Genomic DNA, 19687 nt, shown 5'->3' with positions numbered 1-19687 from the left:
ACCGATTTATTGGCGCCTACCTACTTAGTCCCATTTTGTTTAATATTTACGATCGCGCCACCGCCCCACCATTCCCTAATTCACCCTGATATAGCGGTTATCAGAAAGATGAGGTATGTAGTTGGGCTTAAGCCCTCTTAATTTAGTGGTTATATAAGCTGTCAGTCATACCTCATCTTTTTGAGAAAGGCTATAAATAATCAGAAAAATATAAATAATTGTAAATAAACGACCTCAATCACAGACAGTACGATCGCACTTTGCTAATTTCCTAGTATCTAAAAGCCTAGGGTGCCATCAGCTACGAGATAGAAATTGCAATTCGATCGCTCGAATCGATTTTTGCTGCTTAAAAAACACTCAATCTACCGGAAGCACAAACAGATGAACACCCTAACTCAACTTAATAAAAAAAATACCTTTGTGGGTTCCACTAGCGATCGACTAAGCTCGATCGTCATCCTTGACCCCACAGTACCAGAGAGCGATCGAATCCTCGCCGGCATCAAACCAGATACAGCCACCTACATCCTCGAAAATCAGGTAAATGCGATCGAGCAAATCACCACATTCCTCGCTCAGCATACAGGCATCGAATCGCTACACATCATCACCCACGGTAGCCCCGGCAAGATTTACTTAGGCACAACAGAACTCAACAGCAGCAACATCGAAAACTACAGCCAACAGTTGCAACAGTGGCGAAGGGCGCTGAGTGCCAACGCCAGCATCATCTTGTATGGCTGTAACGTAGCAGTCGGGAAATCCGGGCATCAATTCCTGACTCAACTGAACCAACTCACAGGCGCAAACATCGCCGCCAACTCCCAACCTACAGGTAATTGCGATCGAGGTGGCACCTGGGACATCCTGCAACTCATCCCCCGATCAGGCGAAAGGGCGAAATTGGCGATCGTAGAAACCACCCTCAAAACCTACAGCGGCGTACTAGGCTTCGCCCCCAAAGTTGACTTCCCTATTGGCACTCGCCCCGCTTCCGTCAGCATCGGTGACTTCAACGGCGACGGCAAACCAGACTTAGCAACGGCGAACGATTTCAGCAGCAGCGTCTCCCTCCTGCTCAACGCCACCGCCACCGGAGCCGCTACTCCCACTTTCGCCACCCAAGTTGACTTCCCAACGGGCAATGGCTCCCAATCCGTGAGCATCCGCGACATCAACGGCGACGGCAAACCTGACTTAACTGTGGCGAACAAAAACAACAACAACGCCTCCATCCTGCTCAACACTGCCCCCACTAACGCCACCATACCCACCTTCGCCACCAAAGTTGACTTCCCAACGGGCAATTCCCCCCAATCCGTCAGCATCGGCGACTTCAACGGCGACGGCAAACCAGACTTAGCAACGGCGAACTCGGGCAAAAGCGCCTCCATCCTGCTCAACACGACCCCCACTGGAACCGCCACCCCCACTTTCGCCCCCAAAGTTGACTTCACAATTAACTATCAACTCACATCCGTCAGCATTGGCGACATCAACGGCGATGGCAAACCTGACTTAGCTTTGGCGGCCCTCGATAATAGCATCGCCTACATCCTGCTCAACACCACCGCCACAGGAGCCACCACCCCCACTTTCGCCACCCAAGTTGGATTCCCAACTGCTGGTGGCGCAAAATCCGTCAGCATCGGCGACATCAACGGCGATGGCAAACCTGACTTAGCTTGGACGAACTCTATCAACAGCAACACCGTCTCCATCCTGCTCAACACCACCGCCACAGGAGCCGCCACTCCCACTTTCGCTCCCCAAGTTACGTTCGCAACTGGCACTAACCCCGAATCCGTCAGCATTGGCGACTTCAACAGCGATGGCAAACCTGACTTAGCTTTGGCGAACAGAGACAGCAACACCGCCTCCATCCTGCTCAACACCACCGCCACAGGAGCCACCACCCCCACTTTCGCCCCCAAAGTTGACTTCCCTACTGGCAGTTACCCCCAATCCGTCAGCATCGGCGACTTCAACGGCGACGGCAAGCCTGACTTAGCTTTCGCGAACTTCGGTGGCAACAACCTCTCCATCCTGCTCAACAACACCCCCAAAGTTACTGCTGTCACCGCTACCACCCCTGACGGCAGCTACGGCGTGGGTGCCACCATCGCCATCACCATTACCTTCGATGCCGCTGTCACCGTCACCGGCACACCCCGACTCCAACTAGAAACTGGTACAACCGACCAATTTGCCAATTACGCCTCTGGTAGTGGCACTACAGCCCTCACTTTCAACTATGTAGTGCAAGCAGGAGACACCTCTGCTGACTTAGAATATCTCGCCACCAACGCCCTCACCCTCAACGGTGGCACGATTAAAGAAACCGCTGCCACAGCCTGGGATGCCATCTTAACCCTCCCGGCCCTAGCCTCAGCTAACTCCCTCGGCGGCAGCAAAGCCATAGCTATTAATCAAGCCATAGTTGTTGATAACATTGCACCCACAGTTGCCTTAACATCAACTTCAGCAACCACAGTCAACGCACCATTTAGCGTCACCGCTACCTTTAGTGAAAATGTCACTGGGTTTGATAATACCGATCTCACCGTAGCCAATGCTATTGTCGGTAATTTTGTCACAGTTGATGCGAAAACCTACACCTTTGATGTGACTCCCAGTGCTAGTGGTAATGTCACAGTTGATGTCCTGGCGGCTAAAGCTACGGATACTGCGGGTAATAATAATACCGCTGCAATTCAACTAATTCGTACCGCTAATATTACGTTACCAATTCCAACTCCAATTCCGATTCCAACTCCAATTCCAACTCCAATTCCAACTCCAATTCCAACTCCGATTCCAACTCCAATTCCAACTCCAATTCCAACTCCGATTCCAATTTCGATCCCAACGCCACCTCCAATTCCAACTCCGATTCCAATTTCGATCCCAACGCCACCTCCAATTCCAACACCCACGCCACCTCCAATTCCAACTCCGATTCCAATTCCGATTCCAACTCCAACTCCGATTCCAATTCCAACTCCAATTCCAACACCAATTCCGATTCCAACGCCAATTCCAAATCCAACACCCACGCCACCTCTTGACAACCAACTGCCCATTGTCAATAAACCAATATGGGATCAAAGTCGCGCTACTGGATTTTCTAGCAATACCGCTTTTGTCTTTGCTGCTGACACATTTATCGCTGCAAATCCGGGCGAAACTATTACCTATACAGTCACCGCCCTAGATAATAATTCTGTCGCCGAGGGACAAGATTATATTTGGACGCAAGGCAAAAACGGAGGTCAGTACAAGCGGAAAACCGAAAATGCTTCCGTAACTACGATTCCGACAATATTTGACGGGCCGAATGCTGTGCTAAAATTTGACCCGACTACCCGCACTCTCAGTCAAGTAGCAGGAAATAATTTATTTTTACCACAATGGGTAGAAGTTAAAGCTACTAGCAGTAACGGTAAGAGTGTCAGTGAGTTATTGCATCTTCAAGGCTGGAACTCCACGGGTTTTGTGATTGACGACTATATTGCCGGTGCGAATGTCTTCTTTGATGCTAACAAAAATGGCATCGCCGATCCGAACGAACCCAAAGGGACAACTGACAGTCAAGGTGCATTTGGTTTTGATATTCCTTTCAGCACTTTTGACACGAATAATAACGGTAAACTCGATCCCAATGAAGGTAATTTAGTTGCTTTTGGCGGTACTGACATCGGTACGAATTTACCCCTAGAAACTCCGCTCAAAGCCACACCAGATGCAACAGTAATTAATTTACTGACTAGCATTTTAGCTGAATTAGCCGATCGCGGTTTAAGCGTCAACGAAGCCAATGCCAAAGTCACTAGCGCTTTCGGTATTCCTAGCGATATCGCGATTAATTATGTCGATCCGATCGCAGCTACCAAAGGGCAACAACCAGGTGCTAAAGCCGAATTAACCGCCATGCTGGCACTCCAAAACTCGATTACTCAAACGGCGGGATTGATAGAAGGTGCCAGCAATCTGAGTATGGGTGATGCTGTCAAGCAAATAGTTAGTGCGATCGCCGATCGCATCCTCACCGGAGAAACGTTAGATTTAACCAAACCCGAACAAGTGGCCGCTTTAATCGGCAAGGTGGGCGATCGGGTAAAGGCGATCGATCCTAATTTTAACGCCCAAGAGATATCAGTCGCGGCACCAGCACTAGCCCAGGTAATCGCAGCATCCAATCAACGGATCGTAAGTGCGATCGCCACTAATACCGATACCACAGAACTGCAAAAACAAATAGCAGCAGTCCAAAAAATTGCTTTAGGTGAAACAACTCAAGACTTTAAGGCATTTGGTGCCGGTCAAAAAACCCTCGATTCTCTAGTTGCAGAAAACACGGGTGCGGCGTTAGATGAACAAATTTTGACTGGTGGTAATACACCAACACCAACAACTCCAACACCGACAACTCCAACACCAACAACTCCAACACCGACGACACCAACACCGACAACTCCAACACCAACAACTCCGACAACTCCAACACCAACAACTCCAACACCAACAACTCCAACACCAACAACTCCAACACCAACAACTCCAACGCCTATACGAATAATAACAACTCCAACTCCAACGCCCGCCGCACTACCGACAGCGGAAGTACAAATAGCAATTTCTACGCCAAAACCATCAGTATCAAGTAATACGCGATCGGGCTTACCAGAAAACACCCAATTAGGTGATGTGTACCTGCTAACAGATAGCAACGATACCAGCATCCCAGCAGAAGCATTAGGTTTAACCGTATTTGCTCTTTCTGGTAACGACTCCTTAACAGGCTTGCGATCGGCAGATACCTATTTTGGCAATCAAGGAGAAGATACACTGCTAGGTGAAGGTGGTGACGATCGACTATTTGGCGGTAAAGGTTCCGACTCGATCGATGGCGGTATTGGTAACGATTTTGTTAGCGGGAATAATGACAACGATATCCTGCTAGGTGGTGATGGCAATGATACACTGCGCGGAGGCAAGCAAGATGATATCCTATCAGGCGGTGCGGGTGATGATGTTTTGAATGGCGATCCGGGTTTCGATATCCTCACGGGTGGCGCAGGGGGCGATCGCTTTGTATTGCAAGATCCGGTTACTCAACTATCTCAAGCCGATCTGATTGCTGACTTCACTGCGGATGATAAAATCCAGTTAATTGATGTGACTTTCAGTCAACTAACTTTTGAATTAGTTAATGTCATCTTCGATGGTGCAACTGCTGTAACCTCAACGGCGATTAAATCTGGGAATGACTACTTGGGAGTGGTTTATAATGTGAAACCAACGGCTCTTAATAGTAGCTCATTCTTGTAAGATTGAAACGATCGAGGTTCGTAGTGAGGACTTCAGTCCTCATGAATCCGGACTAAAGTCCTCATTACAAATTAAACTTAAGGTTCGTAGTGAGGACTTTAGTCCTCTCCAAATGCGGACTAAAGTCCTCATTACAAATTAAACTTAAGGTTCGTAGTGAGGACTTTAGTCCTCTCCAAATGCGGACTAAAGTCCTCATTACAAACTAAACTTAAGGTTCGTAGTGAGGACTTTAGTCCTCTCCAAATGCGGACTAAAGTCCTCATTACAAACTAAACTTAAGGTTCGTAGTGAGGACTTTAGTCCTCTCCAAATGCGGACTGAAGTCCTCACTACAAACTAAACTTGGGTGCATATGGTTTTTGAAGCCTGAAGAAGCATGACCGCATATAAGTTATTAGTTATAATCCCATATTGACGGAGGTCATGCTTTGCCCCTACGGATATATTTGCCTTGCGCCAGATGCACCCCTAAACTTAAGGTTCGTAGTGAGGACTTTAGTCCTCTCCAAATGCGGACTGAAGTCCTCACTACAAACAAAACTTATTGAGAATGCGCCAAGATGAGATTACATATTCCGCCCAAATTCCTCCAGCACATCCATCAACTGCACTTGACACTGCATCGGAATCAAATCTGCCAGCGGCACTTCCCGCTTGCCGCCGCCCAACTTAACTGAAATACCTTGCAAAACTCGTCCAACTTTGTCATCATCTAAACTGCCATCTTCCAGCATCGGATAAAGTTGTTGGGCAACAACGGTATGCAGGTGGGCATCACGGAGATATAAATGCCACTTGGCAATGTCAATGTAGACATTTTCGCCGATTTCAGCGGCTAAGGATTCGATCGCCAGCGTAGTATTAGCCATATAAAAAAAGCAGAATGTTATTTGTTATCAATCAGCACAGTTAACAAATCGCCGACAACTGCCATCAGCCAGAATCTTTGGTTAGAGGCGAATAATCGGCGATCGCAAAAATGAAAATTGCGTGGGCCAAAACTACTAGAGCCCATACACCCGTCACTGTAACTGCCCAAGGCCAATCAGCCTTTTGCAAATTTTGAACAAACCACAAACCAGAATTGGAAGCAGAAAAAAGACCGACGTGGATCGCAAAATTCATGCGATCGTCTAATTGACGGTACTCTGGGTCTTTGCGATCGGGTTTGCGGGGCCAACGAGGAGGCATAGTTTTTCACTTGATGTTAGTAGTTCTGTGCCTATTTTAAGCATAAGTGCTACTTTTTGAATTCTGCCTCCCCCCAAGGCCGGAACTTTATGCCTCTAAATTTTGATAGTCTCCGGATTTGCCGCCGCTTTTGCTTACCAGTCGAATCGATTCAATGGCGATCGACTTTTCCAACGCCTTAGCCATATCGTACAGAGTCAGCGCTGCGATCGAAACCGCCGTCATCGCCTCCATTTCCACACCAGTTTCCCCCTTAATTTTCACCGTCGCCCGAATTTGATACCCCGGCAACTCAGCATCCGGTATCAACTGCACTTCCACGCTGCTAATCGGCAGAGGGTGACACAGAGGAATCAGATTAGCCGTTTGCTTTGCCGCCATAATTCCAGCCAGCCTTGCAGTGCCCAATACATCCCCTTTCGGCGCATTCCCCGCTTCAATTGCCGCAAACGTCTCCGGCAACATCCGCACCCTCGCAGCCGCCACAGCCTGCCGCACAGTTGCCACTTTCGCCGAAACGTCCACCATTTGGGCTTCCCCGCTGTTGTCGAGGTGAGTTAGCTGCGCGCGATCGGGCAATTTAGAAAAACTTTCAGAAAGGTCTTGCATTATTTTGAGAATGGTGTTAGTATTAGATTCTGTGCGGGACAGAGATTGTTCAATTTTAAATTAAATCTCAAATTTAATCTGAAATTTCAACTCTCAAACCAACAGTAAAAACAATAAGGGCTTGTAGCTTAGTTGGATAGAGTGCATGGCTACGAACCATGAGGTCGGGGGTTCGAATCCCTCCAAGCCCATTATCAAAAGCAACGCATCCTACAGTATTTTGTAGGGTGCGTTGTTGTTTAAAGTTGCTAATCTTCTTGTGGGATGGGCCGGAGAGCCCGTCCCGATACAGTAATACCCATTTTAAAAAATAATCTAATAGTATTCTTGTCCCCCCCCTTTGCAAGGGGGGGTTAGGGGGGGTAAAAGGGACTCAAAGAGTGTTGCATGATTTTAGAGAAATGGTATCACCTATTCAAAGCATAAACATCTTTGCCGCGCCCGATCGCAAATTTCAGCGAATGAGACAAATCCTTGCTAGACAAAGTAATAAAAATCAACAAAGCCAAAGCAGCGAGTGAAGCCGCCAAACCAAACATATTTCTGTAGCCAACTTGTTCAGCAACAAAGCCCAAAGTCGGGCCAGCAAGCGCAATCCCCAAATCAAACCCGCCAATACAAATCGAAAATAAACGACCTCTTTCTTGAGGTTCGCACCTATCCGACATCAGCGTCACCATCATTGGCATAACAGTACCGCCAGCCGTACCTTCAACCAAAGCCGCGATTAAAAAAGCACCGCTGCTGTTAGCAAAATACAACAATAACATAGACACGGCATAACAGATTAAGCCGCCAGAAATAAACAAGCCGCGGCCGTATTTGTCCGAAGCCCGCCCCGTCACCAACCGCAAACTGAAACTGGCGATAGCCGCCGTAGAATAAAATAATCCCGGATTCAAATTAACCTTGGTTTCTTGGATAAACAAAGGCATAAAAGTGCTCAAAGTTCCGAATACCAAACCAACCAGCAATAGCACCAAAGCCGGAATCCGCACCCGGGGATTCCACAGCATTTGCCAGTATTTTTGGCTGTTTTTGTCCTCAGATAGCGAGTCAGACTTTGTTAACTCAGCGAAATTCGGTTCCACAACTTTGGTAGTAATAAATAAAGCTGTTGTGGCGAAAGCCGCAGACATCGCAAACAAAGCAGGATAACCAACCGCAGCTTGGACAAATCCGCCCATCGCCGGGCCAAATGCCAAACCGATAGGGGCGGCCAAACTCATATAACCGATTAATTCGCCCCGTTTTCCTGGCGGCGATAAATCTGTCACCAAAGCACTGTAAGCTGTAGTAAAAGCAGCGATGCTAATGCCGTGAAAAGCCCGGAGAAACAACAGTAATGGGACAGATTGAGCTAACAGGTAGCCGATAGGGGCAAGTGCGGCCACTGACACGCCTAGCAGCAAAACTTGTTTGCGCCCCCGGCTGTCGGCTATTTTACCCAACTGCGGCCTCGATAGCAAAAGCCCGATCGCAAATGCACCCATCACAAAGCCAATTTGCTGCTTGCTACCGCCCACAGATTGAACGTACAGCGGCAAAGTTGGCAGCAGCGAAGCCAAGCTACACCAGAATAGCAAGCCTGCTGTGAATAAAGTTATCAAGCTGCGTTTTGGTTGGGGTTCGATGTCCCTAAAAATATTCAAGATGCAACTTCCCTTTAAATTTTCTGATTCCCAATTCCCAATTCCCAATTCTCATTACCAATTCACTAATTTGAGAATTGCCACATTTATTTCTGCAAACGATCAACCCTTCGACAAACTCACTGTCAACTGTCAACTCGCAACTGTCAACTGTCAACTGCCAACTCCCAACTGTCAACTGATTAACGCTGTCAACTCCCAACTCCCAACTGTCAACTGTCAACTGTCAACTGTCAACTGTTTATTTTACCAATCAACCTCGGCCCTTTCCTCCACAACGCGCTGATAAACCCACTCGGTTTCCATTGCCAACTTCGGCCAACTAAATCGACGTTCCAAATCCTCATAAGCATTGTCAACCAGCCATCGCCCATAACCAGGATTTCTCAGTACCTCCAAAATCCCCCAGGCCAAAGAATCGCGATTGTTAGCCTCAGTAACAACACCAGTTTTTGTATGCTGCACTACCTCCGGCAAGCCGCCCGCATTCGACACCACCACAGGTACTCTTGCAGCAAAGCTTTCTAATGCTACAATCCCAAAAGGTTCGTAAAGACTGGGGAAAACGGCGCAGTCAGCCACCGTCTGGAATTTGTCGAGATGTTCCTCAAACATAAAACCCGTAAAATAACACTTATTCCAAATTCCTAAATTCCAAGCCATAACTTTGAGATGGTCTGTATTGCCGCCACCAACAATAACAATTTTTGCGTTACCCCCCATTTCCCTAATTACTTGAGGTGCCGCATTGAGAAATACAGCAATGCCTTTTTCGTAGCTAATTCTGCCTACATAATAAACTATTTTTTCGTGGTCTGCTGCAAACTTGCGGCGGAAATCCATCGCATCAAATTCGTCCCTGCGCGGCTTTTTTTCCGGTCTAATTCCGTTATAAATTACCTCTATTTTGTTCCACGGAGTCGATAGTACCAGTTCAGCTTCCCGCCGCATATAGTCGCTGCAAACAATGACGCGCCAAGCGTTATAAGCGAGGTCGTTTTCCTTGGCGTTAATGTAGCGCTGCCCGTCATTGTGGAGGCCGCTGAAGCGCCCGTATTCGGTGGCGTGGATGGTGGCAATTAGCGGTACTTTAAAGGTATGCTTGAGGGCGATCGCCGCATCTCCCACCAGCCAATCGTGAGCGTGAATCAAATCAAAGGGGCCTTCTTCTAGCATTAGTTTGCCGCCTTGGTGCCCCATGCTTTGGTTGAGGTTCGCCACCCAGTGAAAAAAGTCCTTGGCGTGCCCGACTACTACACGATGCACCTCTATTCCTTCAACCACTTCGTACATCGGCGCGTGGCCGAACTCTACTGTAATTAAATGAATCGAGTGGCCTAGCTTCACCAATTCTGGATACAGTTCCGATACGTGGCGGGCGATACCGCCGACTATTCTGGGAGGAAACTCCCATGCCAATACCAAAATTTTCATCTTTCTTCCCTCCTAAGAATTTATATATCTTAATGTTTATTGTTTACTACTTTATTGTATAATGCACAGCCTTAAATGTTGATCGATCGCAAATCTATGCCCGAGGGCTGACTTTTGGCAGCAACAAGGACGGAAAATTATGCAGAAACCGGGTGTTTGTAGCAATTGCTCTCTGGCCCGGTTTCTGGAATATTTGGCCTAAACCGACAGTTTCGGGCGATCGCGCATACCCGATTACCCTTGCTTCAAAATCGGTGCCAACTCCTGGCGAAAACGAGTCCAAGCAGCCACCGATGCAGAATTAGAAGCAGCGCCCTGACGCATTAAAATCGCGCCGTCTTCAAAGCCAACAATTCCGTAGTCTCCAGATTTGGACATTCGATCGATCGCCGGTACGATTTGCTGCAACTGTCCGCGTTCCCGGCGAAACGCAGCTTGATACCGCTGCAACTGCCACATATCGGCAATTACATATTCCATCTTCACTGCCTCTCCCGCATCATTCCGCAGTTCAAACATTGGAAACCGGAGAATTTCCCGGCGGCTTGACAAAATCGGCACAATAGTATTCGTTGCAGCCACGCTAGCATTAGCAGGAATTTTAGCCAACAGCGGGCGCACTTGAGACACGTGCTGCCACTGTCTGATGAGAGGAACCTGCACCCAAGGATCGATCGCATCGGGCAAAATAAACGAAAAAGTCCGATTAGGATTAGACGTGAAGGTAAAAAATAGCGACAAGCAGATGCAAAACCCCCAAAAGCGGCGAAACTGCGAAGACGAAGGGAAAGGAAACACCGCATTCGGAAAACGTAAGATTGTTTGTTCTCCCCTCCTAATTCTATCTTCTTCCTGTTGACGGCCAGCCCACCACAGGATTGCCCCGTAAAACAGCCCCGGAACCACAGTCATCGCATAGCGAATATTAATCGCCAGCACCGATTCTCCTTTAGCTAAAAATAGCTTCAGCAGCGGGAAGCCTGCGATCGTCCAAGATGCGGGCGCTACTGCAGGAACCAAGGCTAACGGCAACCACTGACCCAGTAGGTATCTAATCTTACCAAAAAGTGGCGTAAATAGCTCAGTCACCAACCGCCCGGGATTGCTAACCATTCCCCAAAGAATTTCCAGCGTCGAAGCTTCATCTCCATCGGCATATTGACCGAAGCGTTCCATCATAAACCGCTGGGAGATATCCGCAGAAAACAAAGGCATAATCAGATTGGTTAGGGCGATCGTGTAACCAAAACTGAGAATGCAGACAGCCAAACCAGTCCGAGGGTAGCGCCGGCTCAAAATCATGTAAGCCCCCACCCCAAACAAAACAATTCCCGAATCTTCTCGCACGGCCAAAATTAGAGTGGCGAGCATCCCAAACATCGGCCACCAGCGCTTCTCCATCGCCAGCAGCAAGCCGAAGACATAAAGCGGAATTTGACAAACATCGTGAAAATTGCCCAAAGTCGGGCCGATAACGGCGTTAGCTGCGTAATAGCTCACGACAATTGTCGCCGACAGTCGCGGTTCTAGATAGTGTCTGGCGAGAGCGTACAAAACTAAACCAGCCGCCGTAATTAAAGTCACCTGCAACACCGTCAAAGTAACAGGAGAGGGGAACAGCGAGTAAATTGGCAGCCACAGCATCAGCGCTGGGGTGAAATGCTGCCCCAACCGATAGTAAGATACAGACGGGAGCTGATTTTGGTGAACCACGTTAGTGGACAAAGCCGAAGACAGGGAACTTTCAAACAAGTGACCCCGAGTGCCGTTCCAAAAAAGTTGATTGAAAATGCCTTGGTCGTATGTAGCGTAAAAGCTGTAGTAGCGGTGCAGCGTCAGCAGCAGGCACAGCACAAAAAAGGCGGCCGCCACTTGAACCACTACCCGCAGCGACTCATTTTTCTTCCATCTCAAAAATGTCATTGGCCCGCCGTAATGAAATCATCGGACAATAGCATAAATCTAAAGTAAGTATTAAATTAAAGTAGATAGTGAAATAACTCGGCTCCGTAATGGTCAATTATTTTCACCCGATCGAAAAAGTCAACAGCGTCAATCCAACATCCGGCACCGACGACACCGACTGTTCTCCCGAACAGCCGACCAATCCTGCACCGCTTTTACAGCTTTTGCTGTTCGTAGACAAGCGTCCCTCTTCCAGGGAACAGACCAGACACATCCGCAAGTCCCTACAGGATTTGAAGGCAGAGTGCGACTTTGAGCTTCAAGTCATCGACGTAGGAGAACAGCCGGATTTAGCCGAACACTTTAAACTCGTAGCCACTCCCTCGCTGCTCAAAATTCATCCTGAGCCCCGACAAACTCTCGCCGGCAGCAATTTGATCGCCCAACTCGAACACTGGTGGCCCCGCTGGAAGCGTTCTGTAGAAGAATGTGCAGCTCAGCAGCAGTCTGCCTCGGCTCTGGCTGCCAATCTGGTAGATCCAAAACCCATCTATTCCGTTGCTTGCGCCACCGAACTCGTACAGCTTGCGGATGAAGTTTTTCGGCTCAAACAGGAAAAAGAACACCTGCAAGAGCAGTTGCAGTTGAAAGACAGGATTATTGCGATGCTGGCTCACGACTTGCGAAATCCCTTGACAGCAGCATCTTTGGCTTTGGAGACTTTGGAGTCAAATCAGAAGGTGAAGGAAGGGCAAAAGTCCCGTTTGACACCGACTCTGGCGGCTCATTTGATGAAACAAGCCCGCCGCCAAATCCGAATTGTCGATCGCATGATTACAGATATCCTGGAAGCAGCACGGGGTACTAACGCTCAACTCCACATTGAACCCAAAAAAATCGAACTGAGGGCGATTTGTCAAGATGTAATCCTGCAATTTCAAGACAAATTTCAGGCTAAAAGTCTGAATTTAGAAACAGACATTCCCGCAGATTTGCCCTTGGTTTATGCCGATCCCGATCGCATCAAACAAGTCATAGTCAACCTGCTGGACAACGCCAGCAAGTACACCCCAGAACAAGGAACTGTTAATCTTTCTATTCTTCACCGCACCGCTTACAAAGTTCAAGTCAGCATTTGCAACAGCGGCCCGGGAATTCCCGAAAAAGATTGTGCGAGCATTTTTGAAGACAGCTATCGCTTGCAGCGAGATAAATCAACAGACGGTTACGGCATTGGGCTGTCTTTGTGTCAAGGCATCATCCGCGCCCACTACGGTCAAATTTGGGTAGACTCAGTACCCGATCGAGGCAGTTGTTTTCACTTTACCTTGCCCATTCAAAAGTAATAATTAGTTGTTAGGAATGAAAAATATATAACTTGCACAATTAAAGCCCAGAAGCCTTGATGCGAGATAGAGTATTCCTCAATTAGTCACCTTATTTATTTTTCATTCCTTAGTTGTTAGTTGTGATTCATGCCCTATGCCCTATGCCCTATGCCCTATGCCCTATGCCCCATGCCCTATGCCCTATGCCCCATTCCCTAAAGTTTAACTCGATCGCAGTGCAGCGATAATCTGTTCGTTTGCCTTGGGAAAAGTAAACTGGTCAATTTCGTCGAGTGTCACCCAGCGAATTTCATCGCATTCGATCGTTTGCGGTTCCCCGCTGATGTAGCGGCAGTGGTGGACGTAGAGCCTCACTGTAAATTTAGTATAGTCGTGGTCAATTGTAATCAAGCGATCGCCCACTTCCACGACAATCCCCAACTCCTCCATAATTTCCCTTTGTATGCAAGCTTCGATCGTTTCTCCCGGCTCTATTTTACCGCCCGGAAACTCCCAAAAACCGCCATGCAGTCCGTGTTGTCGGCGCTTGTCAATCAAAATTTGTTGTCGGTCATTCCAGATCGCAGCAACGCCGATAACTTTGTGGGCCAAAGGAGTAAGAGACATATTAATTAGGAATGGGAATGGGGAATTGGGAATTGGGAATTGGGAATTGGAAAATAATATCAATAATTATTTTATTATTTCATCTAAAGTCAACAATTCCATAATCTAAAATCTAAAATCTAAAATTTTAAGCCCCCATCTTCCGAAGGGGGCTTGACACTTGTACAACTTAAATGTTAATAATCAACTAATCATCCGAACCGTGTCTTTCGCTAGCTTGAATCGACTTTTCAAAAGTCATTCGCTGTTCGGCATTTTTGAGAAAATAGCCGCTAATCATAGCCGAGGCGAGCAATCTACCCAAATGTTCGCGACTGGTAGTCACTGTCACCCCGAAATGTTCCGAAGGTAAATTCCCCAAAAGCCCGACAATATTTCGCTCCATTACTTGAAACACTTCGTGAGAAGTCGGCTTGGACAACTGAGAAACAGTGTCGGGGGCCATTGACTGCACGTATTGCCATAATAAATTAGCATTTTCTCCGTCTTCTTCAAAGAATTCAGGGGATTTATTAGATGAGTTGCTCACGAGTACCTCCGTTTCAGAGACAGCTTGTTATTTTAGATGCGGGCGGTTAAATTAAATAACCGTTATTCGATCGCTGCTGCTATTTATTACCAAGTAATTACTAATGTAGCAGGACAGTCGCAGCAACCAAGTGGGTACAACCGAATTAAAGGCGGCGGTTTTTACGATTTTAGATTGGAAAATGGCGATCGGGCATTTGGGACCGATCGCCATTCCCCGAATACCAGGGGTTTCAAGCCCTTACTCAGGTCGGCAGATTGTGATAAGAACCGAGTTTAAATCTCTGTTCTTATCACTTCGCCCTCAACTGTCAACTGTCAACTGTCAACTGTCAACTGTTGACCTAGCTGGCAAGATAATCGTTGATATCTTGCTTGCGCTTGCGGAGTTTGGTTAAAGCTTCCCGTTCAATTTGACGCACCCGTTCCCGACTGATATTCAGACGATCGCCTATTTTTGCCAAAGTTAAAGTTTGCCCGTCTTCTAAACCGAACCGCAAAGCAAGGACTTCTCGCTGTTGCTGAGTCAGTTCCGCCATTAGGTGGTCTAAGTCAGTCCGCAGGGAAGCTTGCAGGGCAAAATCTTCTGGAGTAGTACCCGTATCTTCCAACAAATCGCCCAACTCAGTATCTTGATTGTCTCCCACGCGCAAGTCCAGTGAAAGTGGCAGGCGCGCGCGATCGAGATATTCGCGAATTTGCTTGGGAGTCAAATCTAACTCTGACGCCAATTCAGCAGCAGTAGCCGCGCGGCCGAGCTGTTGAGCTAGCAGGCGCTGAGCCTTTTTTATTTTGTTGAGCTTTTCGGTAATGTGGATCGGCAAGCGGATGGTGCGACCTTTTTCGGCGATCGCCCGAGTAATTGCTTGACGAATCCACCAATAAGCATAAGTTGAAAATCTGTAGCCCTTAGTCGGGTCAAATTTTTCTACTCCCCGCTGCATCCCGATCGTACCTTCCTGAATGAGATCGAGCAAATCTACGTTGCGCTTGATGTATTTCTTGGCAACAGACACTACCAGGCGGAGATTGGCTTCCACCATTTGGCGCTTGGCCCTTTCCCCGTTCTCGATCGTCCGCTGCAACTGTGCCTCAGACAGCCCGACTGTCTGTGCCCATTCAGCCGCCGTCGGGTCGCGGCCTAACTCTTCGGCTAAAATATTTTTTTCCTGATGCAGTGCGGCTGAGCGCTGTACCTGTTTCCCGTAGAGTATTTCTTGCTCATGGGTCAACAGCGGAACGCGACCGATTTCCCGCAAGTAAGCGCGAACAGAATCTGTATCTGAGGACTTAAGAGTTTTCATGAGCTTTTCCCGCTGAGGATCTGTGCCTCTAAAGGTTTGCGGCGTAGCAAACCCCTAGCTTTAGCTGGGAAGGAAAGCGGGCGGGGACTTGCGCTTTCCTTCCATTTAAAGAGGCTTAATTTTATGGTAGCTAGCTGTTACTCCCAGTCAGAACCGTCTCAGGTTAGGTTTTGGTTGGAGGTACACAATGCTACTTATGTTAAGAATCTTAACATTTCTGAGAGCAGTTGACTACATTTCTTTACATTTATTTCAGGGAAGCCTGCACTCTTGCTACGAGAGTACCCGCAAACAAGCTTTGTAGTTGCATCATGGTAAACAAAATCGGGCAAATCTCAGAGAGGGAGAGTTGACAGTTGACAGTTGACAGTTGACAGTTGACAGTTGACAGTTGACAGCCAACAGGTGGCAAAAGACAAGGGTTGACTGATGGGCGTTGCTTAATTGGGGTATGAAAATGGATCGCTTGAAAATTCAGAACATTGACTGACTGTCTGATTTCATTTTTTACATTGAGTCGTTCATACCGTTGCAGCAGCAACACCGACCAATAACCAATGATTAATGACCAATGACTAATGACCAATGACTAATCACTAATGACTTCTTTGCCGTTGAGCTTCGTACAAGATGAGGGCTCCGGCGATCGACACATTTAGAGATTCTACGCCACGGCTCAGGGGGATTTGGATTTGTCGATCGGCTAAACTTCTCAATTCTGGGGACAATCCAGAACCTTCGTTGCCCAAAACGATCAGAGTCGGCACTCGCAAATCAACTTCCCAATAAGTCAAACTGGCGCCGGCAACGGTTGCTAAAATTTGCATTCCCCGATTTTTATACCCGGATACTTCCGTGGTTAGATCGGGAGTGACTGCTACTGGCAGCTTAAACCAAGCTCCTGCTGAGGCGCGCAGCACCTTGGGATGGTCTAAATCAGCGCTGTCTGAACTCAGCAGCAAGCCGTCGGCATTAGCAGCAGCGGCGGTGCGGACGATCGCCCCCAAGTTGCCAGGATCTTGGATTGTTTCTAAGGCTATTCCTAAAGTTGAGATTTCTGCGGGTTGTGTTGCGGTACGGGGTGCGGTGGCGATAATACCGTCGGGTTGGACTGTAGTGGCGATCGACTCTAAGACTTTTGCACTGACTAATTCTGTGCGATCGGCTAAACTAACAATTTGCTCCCACACTTCGGCGTGGCGATCGAGCCATTCGGGAGTGCAGCAAACCGTTGCTAACGGATATTTGGCAGCACAAGCTTCTTCTAGCAAATGCGTACCTTCGAGTAGAAATAATTGTTGTTCCCTGCGTCCCTTAGAGCTGTGCAGCTTGCGGATTTCTTTGACTAAGGGGTTTTGAATACTTGTCAGCATTGTTTAATTCAGCAGAGCGAATGGGGTTATTACCTGTATCGGGATTAACCCCAAACTTTTTTCTGCCTTGGGAATGCGGAACCCGGGACTTGAACCCGGAAGGCTTGCACCACATGAACCTGAATCATGCGCGTCTACCAATTCCGCCAGTTCCGCATTGGTCACGAATTACTACTGTGCACTATGTTTGTGCGTCTGTCAAGTGTTTTTTGCAATTAAATTTTAATTCAGGGCCCGCCACCTCAACCACCGCCAAAAACTCAGAATTGCCACAAAAATTCAAAATCTCAAACCCAAAACTGCCTAACCCCAGTACGATCGATCTAGTTAGCAAAAAATAAGTAAAAACACTACCGGAGTAAATTATATGGATCTGGTCGTACTCCAGAACTGGCTGGACAACATCTCCTTTGCCATCTTGTTCGCAACAATGCTCATTTACTGGGTGGGAACAGCATTCCCCGGCATTCCCTACCTCTGGGCCTTGGGCACCGCAGGGATGGCTGTCGCCAACCTCTCCATCGCCGCTTTACTCGGTTCTAGGTGGATAGAAGCCGGCTACTTCCCACTCAGCAACCTTTACGAATCCCTATTTTTCTTAGTTTGGGGAATCACCGCCATCCACCTAGTCGCGGAAAACATGAGCCGTTCCCGCCTAGTTGGAGCAGCCACATCCCCCGTAGCAATGGCAATATCCGCCTTTGCAGCCCTGACTCTGCCCGACACCATGCAATCGGCAGAGCCCCTAGTACCCGCCCTCAAATCCAACTGGCTGATGATGCACGTTAGCGTCATGATGATCAGTTACTCAACTTTAATGGTAGGAGCATTGCTGGCGATCGCATTTTTAATCGTCACCCGCGGCCAAAAAATCGAACTCACAGGTAGTTCCTTCGGCACCAACGGCAACCGCAACGGCAACTACCGCCTGCAACGCCCACAAAATCCCGAACCTCAAACCCTCGAAACCGTAGGCGACAGCGCCTTAGCTTTCAGCGAACCCTCTTTCAACTCCAACAATAACGGTTTTGGCGCCACCGCAGTCCTAGAATCAGCAACAGTTCAAACCGCATCAACCGCCGCAACTCAAACCTCAGAACTTCTCTCGCCCCAGCGCTTGAATCTAGCAGAAACTCTTGATAATATTAGCTATCGCATCATCGGTTTAGGATTTCCCTTACTGACAGTTGGGATTATTGCCGGTGCCGTTTGGGCTAACGAAGCTTGGGGATCTTACTGGAGTTGGGATCCGAAAGAAACTTGGGCGCTGATTACTTGGTTAGTATTTGCAGCCTACCTGCACGCCCGCATCACTCGCGGCTGGCAGGGAAGACGCCCAGCAATTTTAGCCGCCACAGGTTTTGTAGTAGTTTGGATTTGCTATCTAGGCGTCAATCTGTTAGGTAAAGGTTTACATTCCTACGGTTGGTTTTTCTAATTTCTGAACGACAAATCAGTCCCAGAGAAACGGAATAAATTACCGAATAGGGATTAATATAATCTCCAGTTGTAGGCAGCTATTTTCACCAAAGTGTGTCAACTTAAGCCTAAAATCCTTTGTATCTATTCCTCTCCCTCCTTCTTAATGGCTAGGCAAGGTTACAGATAGGTACGTAGTTGGGCTTTAGCCCTCTTTATTCGTATAAAGAAAGAGGGCTAAAGCCCAACTACGTACCTTAGACCGTTACTACGTTTGATATTAAGTTGACACAAAGGCAATGCCCACTTTGTTAAACTACTAAGACTGTAAAAGTTTACTCCCTCTTCCTTCTTCCTTCATTAAAATGACAATTGATATGGACGATTCACAAATATTTCTCAAAGAAGACGATGTTTTGTCGGCTCCTACCAGCGCTTTGATGTATCAATGTACGTTCAAAGTCAACGAATATATGACCATTCTGAATTCAAGATTGCTAGAAGAAAGATTATTGTCAGACGGCATGGATTGCGAGCTGTTAAGTTCAGGAAAAGGCTGGACACAAGGAAAAGTTAGATTGCGCCTGGAGTTCATTCCCATCGAACCTGAGGTGAAAGAACAAAAAGCCCTTCCCGCCGCCCCGGAAGAATCTAACATCGCCCAAAATAACGCCGAAGATAGCTCAGACTCAGAGCAAATTGATACAAATGAGCCATTAGATGTCACCGACTCAACAGAAATAAGTAATGATTTTCCTATTTCTAGGTATCCAGACAGCAACCCCCAGAGTCGAGGAATGTGGAGCTAAGCTGCTACTTACGCGAGAGGGAAAGGAGGAAGATTTTTAAATTTCAAGTTCAGAGTTTTGAGTTGAGGAGCTTCTGATTGCATCTTTCATACTGACAGATGACAACTAATACCAAGTTAAAAAATCCTTGGTACAACACTCTTAGTTGAGTTTGTCTACTCAAATATTGTC

Annotated in this window: 17 protein-coding genes and 2 tRNA genes; 6 read left to right on the top strand and 13 right to left on the bottom strand. The window is 47.6% G+C overall.

Annotation, left to right across the window (positions count from 1 at the left end):
• Positions 1–384 precede the first annotated feature (384 nt).
• Entirely contained in the window at positions 385–5334 is a 4950-nt protein-coding gene (locus QZ938_RS14710) for an FG-GAP-like repeat-containing protein (protein WP_293350451.1), read from the top strand.
• Between the two features lie 569 nt (positions 5335–5903).
• Here QZ938_RS14710 and QZ938_RS14705 read toward each other — a convergent pair.
• From QZ938_RS14705 to moaC, 3 genes are all read right to left on the bottom strand, one after another.
• Positions 5904–6206, bottom strand: a complete 303-nt coding sequence (locus tag QZ938_RS14705; protein ID WP_293350454.1) for a DUF3181 family protein — start codon at positions 6204–6206, stop codon at positions 5904–5906.
• A 64-nt stretch (positions 6207–6270) separates the two neighbouring features.
• Positions 6271–6528, bottom strand: a complete 258-nt coding sequence (locus QZ938_RS14700) for a 2TM domain-containing protein (protein ID WP_293157023.1) — start codon at positions 6526–6528, stop codon at positions 6271–6273.
• Positions 6529–6615: 87 nt separating this feature from the next.
• Positions 6616–7137, bottom strand: a complete 522-nt coding sequence (gene moaC, locus QZ938_RS14695; RefSeq protein WP_293350457.1) for a cyclic pyranopterin monophosphate synthase MoaC — start codon at positions 7135–7137, stop codon at positions 6616–6618.
• Positions 7138–7254: 117 nt separating this feature from the next.
• Between moaC and QZ938_RS14690 the strand changes: the two genes are divergently transcribed.
• Positions 7255–7328: transfer RNA gene (locus QZ938_RS14690), tRNA-Arg, on the top strand.
• A gap of 216 nt (positions 7329–7544) precedes the next feature.
• Here the strand turns inward: QZ938_RS14690 and QZ938_RS14685 are convergent.
• The 4 genes from QZ938_RS14685 to QZ938_RS14670 form a co-directional block, all read right to left on the bottom strand.
• Positions 7545–8789 carry an MFS transporter gene (locus QZ938_RS14685; protein ID WP_293350460.1) on the bottom strand — a complete coding sequence of 415 codons (1245 nt, stop codon included), beginning with the start codon at positions 8787–8789 and terminating at the stop codon, positions 7545–7547.
• Positions 8776–9012 carry a hypothetical protein gene (locus tag QZ938_RS14680; RefSeq protein ID WP_293350463.1) on the bottom strand — a complete coding sequence of 79 codons (237 nt, stop codon included), beginning with the start codon at positions 9010–9012 and terminating at the stop codon, positions 8776–8778. The genes QZ938_RS14685 and QZ938_RS14680 overlap by 14 nt, the downstream gene beginning before the upstream one ends.
• 23 nt (positions 9013–9035) lie before the next feature.
• Positions 9036–10223 (bottom strand): glycosyltransferase family 4 protein, encoded by a 1188-nt coding sequence (locus QZ938_RS14675; protein ID WP_293331868.1) that lies wholly within the window; start codon positions 10221–10223, stop codon positions 9036–9038.
• Between the two features lie 234 nt (positions 10224–10457).
• The gene (locus QZ938_RS14670; RefSeq protein WP_293331871.1) at positions 10458–12146 is read right to left on the bottom strand and encodes a DUF2079 domain-containing protein; all 1689 of its coding nucleotides are present in this window, start codon (positions 12144–12146) and stop codon (positions 10458–10460) included.
• A gap of 89 nt (positions 12147–12235) precedes the next feature.
• Between QZ938_RS14670 and QZ938_RS14665 the strand changes: the two genes are divergently transcribed.
• Positions 12236–13474, top strand: a complete 1239-nt coding sequence (locus tag QZ938_RS14665; RefSeq protein ID WP_293331874.1) for a histidine kinase — start codon at positions 12236–12238, stop codon at positions 13472–13474.
• A gap of 204 nt (positions 13475–13678) precedes the next feature.
• On the opposite strand, the gene mutT is transcribed toward QZ938_RS14665, so the two are convergent.
• Complete coding sequence (gene mutT / locus QZ938_RS14660) at positions 13679–14083, bottom strand: 8-oxo-dGTP diphosphatase MutT (RefSeq protein ID WP_293150390.1); 405 nt, start codon at positions 14081–14083, stop codon at positions 13679–13681.
• A gap of 187 nt (positions 14084–14270) precedes the next feature.
• Complete coding sequence (locus tag QZ938_RS14655) at positions 14271–14612, bottom strand: DUF760 domain-containing protein (protein WP_172187001.1); 342 nt, start codon at positions 14610–14612, stop codon at positions 14271–14273.
• A 36-nt stretch (positions 14613–14648) separates the two neighbouring features.
• Here QZ938_RS14655 and QZ938_RS14650 point away from each other — a divergent pair, with 36 nt between their 5' ends.
• Positions 14649–14891 (top strand): hypothetical protein, encoded by a 243-nt coding sequence (locus QZ938_RS14650; RefSeq protein WP_293350466.1) that lies wholly within the window; start codon positions 14649–14651, stop codon positions 14889–14891.
• Positions 14892–14955: 64 nt separating this feature from the next.
• On the opposite strand, the gene QZ938_RS14645 is transcribed toward QZ938_RS14650, so the two are convergent.
• The 4 genes from QZ938_RS14645 to QZ938_RS14630 form a co-directional block, all read right to left on the bottom strand.
• Positions 14956–15915 carry an RNA polymerase sigma factor, RpoD/SigA family gene (locus QZ938_RS14645; protein WP_293150394.1) on the bottom strand — a complete coding sequence of 320 codons (960 nt, stop codon included), beginning with the start codon at positions 15913–15915 and terminating at the stop codon, positions 14956–14958.
• A gap of 247 nt (positions 15916–16162) precedes the next feature.
• Positions 16163–16501 carry a hypothetical protein gene (locus QZ938_RS14640; RefSeq protein WP_293365558.1) on the bottom strand — a complete coding sequence of 113 codons (339 nt, stop codon included), beginning with the start codon at positions 16499–16501 and terminating at the stop codon, positions 16163–16165.
• Between the two features lie 10 nt (positions 16502–16511).
• Positions 16512–17288: an RNA methyltransferase gene (locus tag QZ938_RS14635; RefSeq protein ID WP_293150398.1), complete on the bottom strand. Its 777-nt coding sequence runs from the start codon at positions 17286–17288 to the stop codon at positions 16512–16514.
• 74 nt (positions 17289–17362) lie between these two features.
• Positions 17363–17444, bottom strand: a tRNA-Leu gene (locus tag QZ938_RS14630).
• Positions 17445–17655: 211 nt separating this feature from the next.
• Between QZ938_RS14630 and ccsB the strand changes: the two genes are divergently transcribed.
• Positions 17656–18726, top strand: a complete 1071-nt coding sequence (gene ccsB / locus QZ938_RS14625; protein ID WP_293150400.1) for a c-type cytochrome biogenesis protein CcsB — start codon at positions 17656–17658, stop codon at positions 18724–18726.
• Positions 18727–19084: 358 nt separating this feature from the next.
• Entirely contained in the window at positions 19085–19516 is a 432-nt protein-coding gene (locus tag QZ938_RS14620) for a KGK domain-containing protein (RefSeq protein ID WP_293150402.1), read from the top strand.
• Positions 19517–19687: the final 171 nt, after the last annotated feature.

Origin of the sequence: Microcoleus sp. CAWBG27 (assembly GCF_020883145.1) — a bacterium.
Lineage (GTDB): Bacteria > Cyanobacteriota > Cyanobacteriia > Cyanobacteriales > Microcoleaceae > Microcoleus.
Note: the sequence above shows the minus strand (reverse complement) of the source record. Positions and strands in the feature narration are given on the sequence as shown.

Excerpts from the sequence above, each read along its gene's own strand:
- QZ938_RS14710 (WP_293350451.1), top strand. The coding sequence starts at position 385 with ATGAACACCCTAACTCAACTTAATAAAAAAAATACCTTTGTGGGTTCC.
- QZ938_RS14705 (WP_293350454.1), bottom strand. The coding sequence starts at position 6,206 with ATGGCTAATACTACGCTGGCGATCGAATCCTTAGCCGCTGAAATCGGC.
- QZ938_RS14700 (WP_293157023.1), bottom strand. The coding sequence starts at position 6,528 with ATGCCTCCTCGTTGGCCCCGCAAACCCGATCGCAAAGACCCAGAGTAC.
- moaC (WP_293350457.1), bottom strand. The coding sequence starts at position 7,137 with ATGCAAGACCTTTCTGAAAGTTTTTCTAAATTGCCCGATCGCGCGCAG.
- QZ938_RS14675 (WP_293331868.1), bottom strand. The coding sequence starts at position 10,223 with ATGAAAATTTTGGTATTGGCATGGGAGTTTCCTCCCAGAATAGTCGGC.
- QZ938_RS14670 (WP_293331871.1), bottom strand. The coding sequence starts at position 12,146 with ATGACATTTTTGAGATGGAAGAAAAATGAGTCGCTGCGGGTAGTGGTT.
- QZ938_RS14665 (WP_293331874.1), top strand. The coding sequence starts at position 12,236 with ATGGTCAATTATTTTCACCCGATCGAAAAAGTCAACAGCGTCAATCCA.
- mutT (WP_293150390.1), bottom strand. The coding sequence starts at position 14,083 with ATGTCTCTTACTCCTTTGGCCCACAAAGTTATCGGCGTTGCTGCGATC.
- QZ938_RS14650 (WP_293350466.1), top strand. The coding sequence starts at position 14,649 with ATGCGGGCGGTTAAATTAAATAACCGTTATTCGATCGCTGCTGCTATT.
- QZ938_RS14645 (WP_293150394.1), bottom strand. The coding sequence starts at position 15,915 with ATGAAAACTCTTAAGTCCTCAGATACAGATTCTGTTCGCGCTTACTTG.
- QZ938_RS14635 (WP_293150398.1), bottom strand. The coding sequence starts at position 17,288 with ATGCTGACAAGTATTCAAAACCCCTTAGTCAAAGAAATCCGCAAGCTG.
- ccsB (WP_293150400.1), top strand. The coding sequence starts at position 17,656 with ATGGATCTGGTCGTACTCCAGAACTGGCTGGACAACATCTCCTTTGCC.
- QZ938_RS14620 (WP_293150402.1), top strand. The coding sequence starts at position 19,085 with ATGGACGATTCACAAATATTTCTCAAAGAAGACGATGTTTTGTCGGCT.